The following is a 12,092-nucleotide window of genomic DNA, read 5'->3' as shown; positions in this document are numbered from 1 at the left end:
TGTTTCGACCGCCCCGACCTACGGCAAGGTGTGGCACAGCTACGTCAAAGGGGCGTGGCGCTGCACGAAGCCGCAGGTCAAACCCACAAACTAGCGGTATGGGGGAGAAGTGGGCCGGGCTCGCCGCGCGCCGGGAGGCGGCGGCCGACGTGCTGCTCGCCGTCGCCGTCCTCGCCTTCGCGGTGCCTGCGGTGGTGTTCGGCCGCTCCTTCCCGGCCCTGCCGTTTCTCGCCGTGCCGTGGTGGGCGCAGATCACCACGGCGGGCGCGGCGGCCGCGACCATGCTGGCGCGGCGCAGTGCGGCCTGGCCGATGATCGCGGCCACCGTCGCCTGCGCCGTGCTCGCGGGCCAGAGCATGCCGCTGATGCTGGCGGCGTACTCGATGACGGCGCAGAACACCGTGCGCCGATGGCCGTGGTCGGCCACGGTGCTGGCGGGGGTCTACGCGCTGGCCGACTGGGCGAGCCCCTACACCGACAGGCTGCCCGTCGCCGTCGCGATACGGGCGGTCACGCTGATCTTCCTGCCCGCGCTGGTGGGCACCTGGGTGTGCCGCTACCGTGCGATGATCCGCGAGCTGCGGGCGGGCGTGCGGGCGCGGGAGGAGCGCGCCGCCGCCCAGGAACGCCGCCGCATCGCGGGTGAGCTGCACGACACGGTGACACACGCGGTCACGGTGATGGTCCTCAACGCCGGTCTCATCCAGGACGCCGACGAGCTCGACGAGATCCGCAAGCTGGCCAGGAACATCGAGGACAAGGGCGTGCGGGCGCTGACCGAGCTGCGCGAGCTGCTCACGGCTCTGCGGCGCAAGGACCTGCCGCCCTCGGCGGAGAGCGTCGAGGGGATACCCCGCCTCGTCGAGGAGAGCAGGGCCACCGGCCTGCGCGTCGCCCTGCACTACGACGTGCCGGAGGAGGCGCTGTCGCGGCAGGCCGGCCACGCCTGCTACCGCGTCGTCCAGGAGGGCCTCAACAACGTGCGCAAACACGCGCCGGGGGCCGACGTGCAGGTGGTCTGTGAGGCTCACGGAGACATGCTGAACGTGTCGGTGGTCAACAGCGCCAAGAGCCGGGCCGTGCCGGTCCGGGTGCCGGCCGACGCGGGCGGCGGCTACGGACTGCCCGGCCTGCGCGAGCGTGTCACGCTGGTGGGCGGGCGGCTCACCAGCGGTCCGACCGCCGAGGGCGGGTTCGCGCTCACCGCGCACATCCCCTTCCACCCGCCCGACCAGGCCGAACTCTGAGGCGAAGGAGTCCATGTGTCGCGGCCCGGCCGCTCGCCTCGAACGCCGCTGAGCAGCTCTCGGCTTCCGCAGCGGATCGTGCGGGCCGCAAGCCGGGCATAAGCTCGGCACCGGGTGGACGATCGGCAGGCTCTGTTCATCGCACGTGTTCCGGCGCTCTCGCCCAGCCCGGCGTCGGAACGGTATTCACGCTTGAGCAGTTCAAAGATCGGATTTGTAGGTGATGGCATCACGTAACGGACGACCATCACGAAGGGCGGCCAAGTCTTCGTTGATCTGACGCGTCATCCGCGGAACCTTGACGCGCTCGGCCGCCGCGAGGGCTTCGGTCAGTGCCTCGTGCGCGGAAGCGGCGCGGCCGGCGGCGGCCCTCACCTCCCCGAGAAGCAGCAGCATGTGCGCCAGGCCCGCGTCGTCGCGTACCTCACGGTGATGGTCCACCGAGACCAGCAACGAATCCTCAGCCTCGTCGTACCGGCCCAGGTCGCACTCGGCCAGCGCGACGTGCCAGCGAACCCAGACGGTCTGGGCGGGTTCCACGGCCAGATCCAGGGCGCGAGCGGCGACGGCAATCGCCTCCTCCGGCCGTCCCACCTGCCGGAGGGCATCGATGAAATGCGCCGACAGCCAGATCTGTCTGCCGATGTCGCCGATGGCCTCGAACAGGGCGAGCGCGCTCTCGTAGCGCCCCAGCGCGACCTCCGGCTGACCGAGGTCGCAGAACAGGTCCCCGTAATGCGTGAGCACCCATCCCTCGAGCTCTTCATCGTGCTCTGCACGGGCCAGTTCGACGGCCCGTTCGTACAACGCCTCGGCTTCCTCCGGGCGACCTGCCTTCCTGCGCGCCTCGGCCAGCTGGATGAGGGCATCCAGCTCGGACCGGGTTCGCTCTCGTCGACTCGCCGCCTCGACCGCCCAATTCTCCGTCCGCTCCAGTTCTTCCCACTGCCGCCGGTACCACAGCAAGGGGCGTAGCGCCTCGGCGAGTGCGGCCACCTGGTCCCACTCGCCGATGTCCCGCGCCTTCGCCAGCACCGCCATGACGTTGAGGTTCTCCTCCGAGAACCAGGCGAGCGCGGCGGCCGACGGCCGATGGGGGGACGACGGCGGGGTGAGGCTGACCCGTGACATGACGACATACCACTGCACAACTCGCCGCAGCACGCCGTCGCGCACTGGCGCGGGATCCAGCATGGCCGCCTTCTCCTCGGCATACAGTCGTACGAGATCGTGCATACGGAACCGGTCAGGCTGCGGTGTCGTTTCGAGCAGTTGCGCATCGAGCAGAGCCGTGATGCGCGCGTACGCGCTCGAGCCGTCGACCTCTGTGGCCGCCGCCACCAGATCCGTGGTGAATGTCGTGCCGGGGATGATGCCCATCGCGCGGAAACAGGAGGCCACGTCCGCGTCCAGGTTCTGGTAGCTCACCTCGAGCGAGGCCCGCACCCCGCGGTCGCCGCCTTCCAGGTGCGTCAAGAGATGTCCCCTGTCCTCAAGTCGTTCGACGAGCACGCGTAAAGGCTGATCCTCCATCATGGGCCCATTGATGGTCGCGGCGACGATCCGCAGCGCCAGCGGGAGCCCGCCGGTCAGACGGACCAGCCGTGCCACGCTGTCCTGATCCCGCAGTACCGTTTCGTCGTCGACGAATTCCGTCAGCATGGCGAGTGCTTTGGATGATGGCAGCGGCCGTAGGTGAATCCTCCTCACACCGTCGAGGCCGGGGAGAGGTGATCGGCTGGTGATTATGGAGGCCGTCGGCCCGGGCTCCTGAGGCAGCAAGACTTCCACCTGCTGGACAAGGGTCGCGTTGTCCAGGATGAGCAGCGTCCGGCCCTCCTGGTATAGCGCCTGCAGTAATCTCGCCCGTGCCTGAAGGCTTCCTGGGATCTTGCTGTCCGGCACGCCGAAGGCCTGGAAGATCTGCTGAACCGCAGCGGACAGCGACATATCCTCCGCGCCTTGGCCGCCCAGATCCACCAACACGCGGGCGTAGGGATAGTCCGAGGCCATGAGATGGCCGATGTGGTTAGCGAGCGATGTCTTACCCACACCGCCCATGCCATAGAGGACGATGACAGGCGATCCTCGAACCGGATCACGCCGGAGGATCCGGCTGATCCTGACGAATTCGTCCTCTCTGCCGCTGAAGTCCGCGAGAAAGCGGCTGAGCTTCACTCGTGTCGGGGTCGCTTCGCCGCCCGTCGGCACGAGCGTGGATCCGGACGGCATGCGCGGCAGCCCTTCCGGATCAGATACGCCGAGCAGTTCCCACACCGCGGACGTCCCGTCGAGACCCACCGGGCTCAGCCTCGTCACCGGTACGAGGGTCAGCGACGATGTCCCCGCCGGCAGGTGATGCTCGGTGATCACGCCGACGGCGAGCGAGGAAGCGCCGTCCTGCGTGAACACCAGAGTGCCGGAGATTCCCTGCCAGGGTGAGGCAGCCGTACCGGTGCCTGCCAGAGACGCCGGCATCGAGGTGACGCGGAACTCGTGGAGTCCGCGGCGCAGGTCCGCGCCTGGTGGTATGACGCCCTCAAGGTGGGCGCTGTCCCGCTTCGCCGCTGTGGTTGTGGTGCCACCGACCTCCTTGAAACGCGGAAAACCGACGGCCCAGCATCCGGTCACGCTGTGAGTCGTGGCACGATCGATGGTCGCGAAACGGACAACGGCCAGGTCCCGGGGCCGGTACCCGTCGTCGCCGATGCGGATCAGCGCTATGTCGTCGTCCGGTTCGCGCCCCAAAGCGACGACGTGCGCTTCGTACTCCCGCTCATGCACAAACCGTACGAGCAGCAGCACCGGGCCGGCCGGATGAGGCACCTCTGCAGGCTGGATGTTGTGTCTGGCGGTGAGGACGAGGTCGCTTGTGACGAGATATCCCGAGCCGACGCTCCAGTGATCTCGGCGTCCCAGACGATGGCGGCAGAGCACTTCCACCGCACGGGCTTGGTAATCCTCGGGGGCGGCCGTCATTCGCTACGGTTTCAGGCCGCTTGAGCGGTGAACCTTCACCGGCATTCCGTCGTGATCGACCGGGGGTTCCAGAGTCACCGTGATTTTCTGCACGTCCTGCCGGGACACGGAGCCGCCGCTGCCGAATTCGATCACCCACAGCCGAACTCCCGCCTTGCCGTCGGCGGCTCGGGTGACGCCAACCTGAAACTCCAACTGGATAGGACCGAGGGGAAAATGGATGCCGCTGTTGTCCGAATCCTCCATGGCGGCGAGTAGTTCCGTCCTGATGGCGGCAATCGTTGCCGATAGTTCTAACTCGTCCAAAATGTCCCTCCCTCGCGGCCGTTCAATGCTTCATCGTATTCCCGGAACCTCCTCTCGGGTGAGCCATGCCTGACTGGGTACGGTGATCAATGCCCATAGTTGAACGGGAATCTGCACCAGCACGCGGAGGCAGGCGTACTGCGGCCAGAGGAAATGTCCGTTCGTGCGGGCGATCGTCAGGAGCAGTTCGGCGATCGCCAGGACGGCGGCCGCCGCCCCCATGATGGGCGCCGAGGTCGTGGCCCACAGCAGCGGCAGGGCCGCGTACAGAAGCGCAGGCGCGGACCAAACCGCGGTGTCCAGGGACAGGAACGGCGGTAGGTGGCCCAACTGCGGTACCAACCAACGCAACTCGCGCCAATGGGTGCGGCTCCATCTCAATTGCTGCCGGGCGTAGCCGCTCAGCCGGTCGGGAGCCACGGTCCACGCGTGCCCGTCAGGGGCGAAACGTGTCCGCAGTCCGGCCTCAAGCAGCAGGTTGGTGAGGTGCAGGTCCTCGCCCTGGCGGACCGGCAGGCCCAGGAAACGTTGCCGAAGGTAGGCCGCCCACACCGACTGCAGGGCGGAGCGGCGGTACATGACGAACGCGCCGGCGCAGCACAGCACCGCGCCGTACGTCGACTGCGCCAACCGGTCCACGGCGGCGATGGCGTCGAGTTCGACGCCGCAGAGTCGCTGGATCGGGCCGTCGGGCCGTATGTGGATCGCGCCTGTCACGGCTCCTACCCGCGTGTCCTGGAGATGCCGCGCCAGGGCTTCCACAGAGTCCGGTGCGATTCTCGTGTCGGAATCCACACACAGGACGAGGGAGCCCCGGCCGTTCGCGAACGCGGTGTGCTGAGCATGGCGTTTCCCCTGGTTGGAACTGTGCCGGAGAATGTTCCAGAAGGGCAGGGCTGCGTACCTTTTGTATATCGCCGTGCGTTCGGGTGAATCGGCTGATCCGTCGTCGACGACGTATACGGTGAGCGGGCCGCTGTACCGGGCCGCGGCGACTGATGCCAGGCATCCGTCGAGCTCATCCGGCGCTTCGTTGAATACGGGAACGACGACGTCTACGGCAGGCCATTCCTGTGGCGACGACCCGCGCGTCTGGTGTTGCCGTTTCAAGCGTCGCCGTAGCAGTACGTGCACTGCCCCAACCGACGCATAGAGCCCCACTGAGAGCAGATAGAAGGCGGCGAATGTCACGGCTCACCACCCTACGCGGGGGTTTGGTGACTAGTGCCCGTATCGTCGCGCGATATTTCGGCCTGTCGATTTTCAGGAAATGGTTGATGGATGGCGCGAGTTGCCGCCCCTTCCATTCGATGTAGCGTCAGGCGCACGGCTCGCGGCGTATCGGTGGCGTCGCTACCGGATTCGTCCGCAGTGCTCCGGCCTTCAGGCCGAACACCGCCTACCGGAACTTCTTCGCCTCGATCGGCGGGAAGCGGAAGGGACCGAAGGTCGCCCCGCCCCGGTTCCGGTCCCGCAAGGACACTCGGCAGGCGATCCGCTTCACCCGCAACGCCCGGTTCTGCATCACCACGGGCGGGAGGCTGCGCCTGCCGAAGATCGGCGATGTGCCGGTTCGCTGGTCCAGGTGCCTGCCCGCCGAACCATCCGTCGGTGACGGTGATCAAGGACGCCGCCGGGCGGTACTTCGCCTCGTTCGTGGTCGAGGTCGCCGAGCGGCCCCTGCCGCCGGTCGAGCCCGAGACGGGGATCGACCTGGGGCTGTCGGCCTTCGCCGTCCTGTCGGACGGCCGGAAGATCGACTCCCCGCGTTTCCTGCGCCGGGCGGAAAAGAAGCTCAAGCGGCTCCAGCGGGCGCTGTCCCGCAAAGCCAAGGGATCGAACAACCGGGCCAAGGCCCGCCTGGCGGTGGCCCGCCGGCACGCGAAGGTCGCCGACGCGCGCCGACAGTTCCACCACCAGCTGTCCACCCGGATAGTCCCGTGGCGGGGCCGGCGCGCACCCGGTTGGCCAAGAGCGTGCATGACGCGGGCTGGTCGCAGTTCGTGACCATGCTGGAGTACAAGGCCGTGCTGTACGGGCGGTTCTTCCACCGGATCGACCGGTGGTTTCCCTCCTCCAAGCGGTGCTCACAGTGCGGGACCGTCCAGCAGTCCATGCCGCTGAACGTCCGGGAGTGGACCTGCCCCTGCGGGGCGGTCCACGACCGGGACGTCAACGCGGCGAAGAACATCCTCGCCGCCGGACGGGCGGACAGGCTCAACGCCTGTGGAGCGCGGGTAAGACCAGGCCTCGGCCTGGCACAGCGCGAGGAAGCAGGAAGCATCAGAGGTGCCGCATGATGCGGCACGGGCTGAATCCCCGGCCTTCAGGCCGGGGAGCGCGTCAAAGCCCGAGGTCTTCGATCTCCTTGAGGAGGGCGGATCGGGAGTCGGCCGGGGCGCTTCCCCCGGCCTTCGTGCCGCTGTCCTTCCCGGAGACGGCGGCGCGGCGGTCGCGGAACAGGTAGCCGCCGAGGATGCCGCCCGCGAAACCGAAGACGTGGGCCTGCCAGCCGATGCCCTCGGCCGGCAGCAGCCCGGCGAACTGGTAGGCGAAGCACAGGCCCATGACCAGGCCGATGACGATGTCGATCAGGTGCCGGTCGAAGGCTCCACGTACGAGCACGTACCCGAAGTAGCCGAACACCAGCCCGCTCGCGCCCGCACCGACGGTGGAGGAGTCGGCGGTGAACCACGAACCGAGCCCGCTGGCGACGGCGATCAGCCCGGTCACGCCGAGGAAGCGCCGCACGCCCCGGTAGGCCGCGAGGAACCCGAAGATGAACAGCGGTCCGGAATTGCCCTCGATGTGCGCCCAGCTCCAGTGGAGGAGCGGCGCGGAGACGATCCCCGGCAGCCGCCCGACGTCCCATGGCCTGATTCCGTAGCTGTAGCTGAGCGAGTAGGCCGAGGCCCAGTTGGCCACCTGCACGACCCATATCAGCGCCAGGAAGCCGACCATGACCCAGAAGGCCTTCCGGGCCTCGGCGAGCATGATTTCGGCGGTGCGGCCGTCGCTCAAGGAACCTCCCCCGTCACTGAGGATTACGCGGAGAAGATACCGCCGACGGCCGCACGAGTCACTGGGCGGCGGCGCCGGGAGCCCGGCACTTCCGCGCCGGGAAATCCGTCAGCGCGCGCCCCCGTGCGCCTACGCGCGTTCGATGACGACGATCGGGATCTCCCGGTCGGTCTTGGTGGTGTACTCGTCGTAGGCGGGCCATGTGGCGGCCATCGTCCGCCACATGTCCGGTCGCTCCTCGGGCGTCGCCGTACGGGCGCGCGCCGTGAACCTGTCCCCCTTTATCTGGAACTCCACCTCGGGGTCGGCCTGGAGGTTGAGGTACCACAGCGGGTGCTCGTCGGCTCCGCCCTTGGAGGCGACCACCAGGTAGGCGTCGCCGTACGGCTGGTAGATCAGCGGGGTGCTGCGGGGCTGTCCCGACTTGCGGCCCTTGGTCGTCAGGATGGCCACGGTGGTGCCCTCCCAGTCGTGGCCTTCCTCGCCGTCGGTCTCGATATAGCGCTTGACGTGTTCCTGTCCGAAAAGCATGGTCGATCACCTTCCCCTCAGAGGGGGATCAACCGTCCGAGGCGTCGGCCAATTCCAGGGCGACCCGTAGTCCCGCCGCGATCCGCTCCTCCTCGGTGGCCGACTCGTCGCGGATGAAGAACCAGGCCGCGTGCATCGCGAACAACGCCATCGAGCGCCTGAGCCTGACCGGCAGCGGGTCGTCCGGCTCGCACAGCGTCTGCATCAGCTCGGCCATGCGCTCGCGCATCAGGTCGACCTTGGCATGGCCCTGCAGCGCCGTCTTGTTGCGGTCCATGAACTGCATGACCTCGTGGTGGCGTCCCTTGCTCATCTGGGCGGAGTAACGGCGGATCAGTTCCCCGCGGTTCTCCGGGGTGCGGGGGCGCCCGTCCGCCCACGCGATCAGCTCGTCCAGCGCCGTGACGCGGTCCTCGATCAAGCTGGCGACGATGTCCTCCTTGGTGCGGAAGTGGTAGTAAAGTGCCGCCTTGGTCACGCCGAGGGCCTCGGCTATCTCCCGGAGCGACGTCGCCTCGTACCCCTGCTCGGTGAAGAGCCTGATCGCGACCTCCTGGATGCGGCTGCGCGTGTCGGTTTGAGCACCCATTCCCTGCTGTTCCTAATTAACTTGACGGCCGGCAAGTAAGGACAATACCGTGCCCTACGCACTAGCCTGTCGGCAAGTAAGTAAAATCCTTCAAAGGGGGCACCAATGACCACGGAGACCGCGGCCCCTCCCGGCCGGTCCCGGGAAGTGATGGTCGTCTTACCCGGCCTGATGCTCGCCATGATGCTGGCGATGCTCGACAACATGATCGTCGGCACCGCGATGCCGAGGATCGTCGGGGAGCTCAAGGGGCTGGACTACTTCACCTGGGTCACCACGGCGTACGTGCTGGGTACCACGGTCTCGACGCCGATCTGGGGCAAGATCGGCGACCTCTACGGCCGTAAGAACGTCTTCCTGAGCTCGATCGTCATCTTCCTGGTCGGTTCCGCGCTCTGTGGCATGGCGGGCTCGTCGCTGTTCGGCGGCGCCGGCGACGGCATGATCGAGCTGATCGCCTTCCGCGCGCTGCAGGGCCTCGGCGCCGGCGGGCTCATCGTCGGCGTCATGGCGATCATCGGGGACCTGGTCCCGCCGCGTGAGCGCGGTCAGTACCAGGGCATCATGGCGGCGATCATGTCGCTCGCCATGATCGCGGGGCCTCTGGTCGGCGGTTTCATCACCGACAACCTCGACTGGCGCTGGGCGTTCTACGTGAACCTCCCGCTCGGCGGCGTGGCGCTGATCTGGCTGATCCTCAAGCTGCACCTGCCCAGGCACCGCACCGAGCACCGCATCGACTGGCTCGGCGCCGCCGTCCTCACCGTGGCCATCACCGCCATCGTGCTGATCACCTCGTGGGGCGGCCAGAAGCACGGATACCCGTGGGGCTCGTGGCAGATCCTCGGGCTGGCCGCACTGGCGGTCGTCGCGCTGGCCGTGTTCATCCCGATCGAGCGGCGCGCGGCGGAGCCGATCCTGCCGCTGCACGTGTTCGCCAGCCGCAACTTCACGCTGATCAACGTGCTCGGTTTCCTGCTCGGCTTCGCGATGTTCGGCGCGATCACCTTCCTGCCGATGTTCCAGCAGATCGTCCAGGGCTCCACGGCCACCAACTCCGGTCTGCTCCTGCTCCCGATGATGGCCTCGTCCATGGTCGTGTCGCTGTTCGTCGGCAGGGCGATCACCAAGACGGGGAAGTATAAGAGCTTCCCGGTGATCGGCGGCGTGGTCATGGCCATCGGCATGTGGCTGCTGTCGACGCAGGACGTGCACACCCCCGCCTGGCGGACCGGCGTCTACATCGCCGTCCTCGGCCTCGGCATGGGCTTCCTGATGCAGACGACCATGCTGATCGCGCAGAACAGCGTCGAGCAGAAGGACATCGGCGTGGCCAGCAGCGCCTCGACGTTCTTCCGCTCCATCGGCGGCTCGTTCGGCATCTCGCTGTTCGGGGCGATCTTCAACAACCGCCTCGCCGACGAGATCGCGGCCAAGCTCGGCCCGAAGGCGGCCTCCTTGGCGGCCTCCGGCGGCGGCCAGATCGACCGGAGGGTGCTCGAGCAGCTTCCGCCGCCGGTCAAGGCGGGGTTCCTGGACGCGCTCGCCAACACGATCGGGACGGTCTTCCTGTGGTCGGTCGTGTTCGCCGCGTTGGTTCCGGTGATCGCCGCCTTCATCAAGCACGTCCCGCTGCGCAGCGGCGCTCCCGGCGCCGCCGGCGGCGAGAAGGCGGAGCCGATGGCGGCCGCCGCCTTCGAGTGACCTGATGCGGCGCCGGTACGGCGCACGCCCCGCGCGGGCGTGCGCCGTACCGCGTTTCCGGCGTGGTCAGGCGGGCCGCTCGGCCCGGTCCCCGGACCAGTCGGTGTGGAAGGAGCCCTCCCGGTCGACCCTGCGGTAGGTGTGCGCGCCGAAGAAGTCGCGCAGCCCCTGCAGCAGCGCCGCCGGCAGCCGGTCACGGCGCAGCCCGTCGTAGTAGGCGAGCGCCGAGGAGAAGCCCGGCGTGGGCACCCCGATCGTCGCCGCCGTCGCCACGACCCGCCGCCACGACTCCTGTGCGTCCTCCAGCGCCTGCGCGAAGGTGGGGTCGACCAGCAGCGTCGGCAGGTTCGGGTCCGCGTCGTAGGCGGCCCTGATCCGGTCGAGGAAGCGCGCCCTGATGATGCAGCCGCCGCGCCAGATCGTCGCCGCCGCGCCCAGGTTCAGGTTCCAGCCGTACTCCGCGCTCGCCGCGGCCATCTGGTCGAACCCCTGGGCGTACGCGACGATCTTGGAGGCGTACAGCGCGCGCCGCACGTCCTCGACGAGGCCGGAGTCGCCCGCCTTGCCGCCGGAGGGGCCGGCGAGCGAGCGGGCGGCGACCCGCTGCTCCGGGTGGCCCGACAGCGCCCGGGCGAACACGGCCTCGGCGATGCCGGTGACCGGGACGCCGAGGTCGAGGGCGCTCTGCACGGTCCAGCGGCCGGTGCCCTTCTGCTCGGCCTGGTCCACCACCACGTCCACGAAGGGCTTGCCGGTGGCGGCGTCGACGTGACCGAGCACCTCGGCGGTGATCTCGATGAGGTACGACTCCAGGTCGCCGCGGTTCCACTCCTTGAAGACGTCCGCGAGCTCCTTGGGGCTCAGCCCGAGGGCCTGCCGGAGCAGGTCGTACGACTCCGCGATGAGCTGCATGTCGGCGTACTCGATGCCGTTGTGCACCATCTTCACGAAGTGGCCGGCGCCGTCGGGGCCGACGTGCACGCAGCACGGCACGCCGTCCACCTTCGCCGCGATGTCCTCGAGCAGGGGGCCGAGCGTCTCGTACGCCTCGGGGGCGCCGCCGGGCATGATGCTCGGGCCGTTGAGCGCGCCCTCCTCGCCGCCCGAGATGCCGGTGCCGACGAAGTGGATGCCCCGCTCGCGCAGCGCGGCCTCCCTGCGGCGGGTGTCGGTGTAGAGGGCGTTGCCGCCGTCGATGATCATGTCGCCCGGCTCCATGACGGCGGCGAGCTCCTCGATCACCGCGTCCGTGGGCGCGCCGGCCTTGACCATGATGATCGCCTTGCGGGGCCGTTCGAGAGAGGCGACGAACTCCTCGATCGTGCTCGCCGGGACGAAGGCGCCCTCGTCCCGGTGGTCCTCCATGAAGCGGGTGGTACGGCTTTCCGAGCGGTTGTGCACCGCGACCACGTGACCGTGGTGGGCGAAGTTCCGGGCGAGGTTGCGGCCCATGACCGCAAGGCCCGTCACTCCGATGTCTGCCTTGTTCATGCCTAAGTCATACCGCTTCCGGGGACGGGTGTCCGGTCGCGGGGTGGGTGTGCGCGACCCGGCGCTGATCAGTGGCCGTGGCCGCGGCCGGACGAGTGTGCCGGCGACGCGCGCGAGCAGGGGCGCGTCTGCCCTATCCTGACAAAACCCGCAAAGCTAGCGGGTTTTGTATAGAGATGGCCGTCCGGTGGCGAGGACGCTTGGCCTCCCGCCGGGCCGCTGGT

9 protein-coding genes and 1 pseudogene are annotated in these 12,092 nt (G+C 68.5%); 3 read left to right on the top strand and 7 right to left on the bottom strand.

The window, feature by feature from the left end:
• The first annotated feature begins 98 nt into the window (after positions 1-98).
• Positions 99-1,247 (top strand): sensor histidine kinase, encoded by a 1,149-nt coding sequence (locus ACQPZZ_RS25760; protein ID WP_432923032.1) that lies wholly within the window; start codon positions 99-101, stop codon positions 1,245-1,247.
• A 201-nt stretch (positions 1,248-1,448) separates the two neighbouring features.
• Here ACQPZZ_RS25760 and ACQPZZ_RS25755 read toward each other — a convergent pair whose 3' ends face one another.
• From ACQPZZ_RS25755 to ACQPZZ_RS25745, 3 genes are read right to left on the bottom strand one after another with little or no spacing between them, the layout of a single operon-like run.
• Positions 1,449-4,226, bottom strand: a complete 2,778-nt coding sequence (locus ACQPZZ_RS25755; RefSeq protein ID WP_432923029.1) for a tetratricopeptide repeat protein — start codon at positions 4,224-4,226, stop codon at positions 1,449-1,451.
• A gap of 3 nt (positions 4,227-4,229) precedes the next feature.
• Positions 4,230-4,532 (bottom strand): trypco2 family protein, encoded by a 303-nt coding sequence (locus ACQPZZ_RS25750; RefSeq protein WP_432923026.1) that lies wholly within the window; start codon positions 4,530-4,532, stop codon positions 4,230-4,232.
• Between the two features lie 30 nt (positions 4,533-4,562).
• Positions 4,563-5,723, bottom strand: a complete 1,161-nt coding sequence (locus ACQPZZ_RS25745) for a glycosyltransferase (protein ID WP_432923023.1) — start codon at positions 5,721-5,723, stop codon at positions 4,563-4,565.
• Positions 5,724-5,923: 200 nt separating this feature from the next.
• On the opposite strand from ACQPZZ_RS25745, the pseudogene ACQPZZ_RS25740 reads away from it, so the two are divergent.
• Positions 5,924-6,832 (top strand): annotated as a pseudogene (locus ACQPZZ_RS25740) (RNA-guided endonuclease InsQ/TnpB family protein); the annotation flags it as partial.
• Positions 6,833-6,875: 43 nt separating this feature from the next.
• Here the strand turns inward: ACQPZZ_RS25740 and ACQPZZ_RS25735 are convergent.
• From ACQPZZ_RS25735 to ACQPZZ_RS25725, 3 genes are all read right to left on the bottom strand, one after another.
• Entirely contained in the window at positions 6,876-7,553 is a 678-nt protein-coding gene (locus tag ACQPZZ_RS25735; RefSeq protein ID WP_432923020.1) for a rhomboid family intramembrane serine protease, read from the bottom strand.
• Positions 7,554-7,682: 129 nt separating this feature from the next.
• On the bottom strand, positions 7,683-8,084 hold the full coding sequence (locus tag ACQPZZ_RS25730) for a nitroreductase family deazaflavin-dependent oxidoreductase (protein WP_363640084.1): 402 nt from the start codon (positions 8,082-8,084) through the stop codon (positions 7,683-7,685).
• Between the two features lie 28 nt (positions 8,085-8,112).
• On the bottom strand, positions 8,113-8,673 hold the full coding sequence (locus tag ACQPZZ_RS25725; protein WP_363640086.1) for a TetR/AcrR family transcriptional regulator: 561 nt from the start codon (positions 8,671-8,673) through the stop codon (positions 8,113-8,115).
• A 105-nt stretch (positions 8,674-8,778) separates the two neighbouring features.
• Here ACQPZZ_RS25725 and ACQPZZ_RS25720 point away from each other — a divergent pair, with 105 nt between their 5' ends.
• Positions 8,779-10,377 (top strand): MDR family MFS transporter, encoded by a 1,599-nt coding sequence (locus ACQPZZ_RS25720; RefSeq protein WP_432923016.1) that lies wholly within the window; start codon positions 8,779-8,781, stop codon positions 10,375-10,377.
• Between the two features lie 66 nt (positions 10,378-10,443).
• Here the strand turns inward: ACQPZZ_RS25720 and gndA are convergent, their stop codons facing one another.
• Positions 10,444-11,868 carry an NADP-dependent phosphogluconate dehydrogenase gene (gene gndA / locus ACQPZZ_RS25715; protein ID WP_432923013.1) on the bottom strand — a complete coding sequence of 475 codons (1,425 nt, stop codon included), beginning with the start codon at positions 11,866-11,868 and terminating at the stop codon, positions 10,444-10,446.
• Between the last annotated feature and the right edge of the window lie 224 nt (positions 11,869-12,092).

Origin of the sequence: Microbispora sp. CA-135349, assembly GCF_050947365.1 — a bacterium.
GTDB lineage: Bacteria > Actinomycetota > Actinomycetes > Streptosporangiales > Streptosporangiaceae > Microbispora.
Note: the sequence above shows the minus strand (reverse complement) of the source record. Positions and strands in the feature narration are given on the sequence as shown.

What these genes read in the sequence shown, in the direction of transcription:
- ACQPZZ_RS25760 (WP_432923032.1), top strand. Translation starts at nt 99, where the DNA reads ATGGGGGAGAAGTGGGCCGGGCTCGCCGCGCGCCGGGAGGCGGCGGCC.
- ACQPZZ_RS25755 (WP_432923029.1), bottom strand. Translation starts at nt 4,226, where the DNA reads ATGACGGCCGCCCCCGAGGATTACCAAGCCCGTGCGGTGGAAGTGCTC.
- ACQPZZ_RS25730 (WP_363640084.1), bottom strand. Translation starts at nt 8,084, where the DNA reads ATGCTTTTCGGACAGGAACACGTCAAGCGCTATATCGAGACCGACGGC.
- ACQPZZ_RS25725 (WP_363640086.1), bottom strand. Translation starts at nt 8,673, where the DNA reads ATGGGTGCTCAAACCGACACGCGCAGCCGCATCCAGGAGGTCGCGATC.
- ACQPZZ_RS25720 (WP_432923016.1), top strand. Translation starts at nt 8,779, where the DNA reads ATGACCACGGAGACCGCGGCCCCTCCCGGCCGGTCCCGGGAAGTGATG.
- gndA (WP_432923013.1), bottom strand. Translation starts at nt 11,868, where the DNA reads ATGAACAAGGCAGACATCGGAGTGACGGGCCTTGCGGTCATGGGCCGC.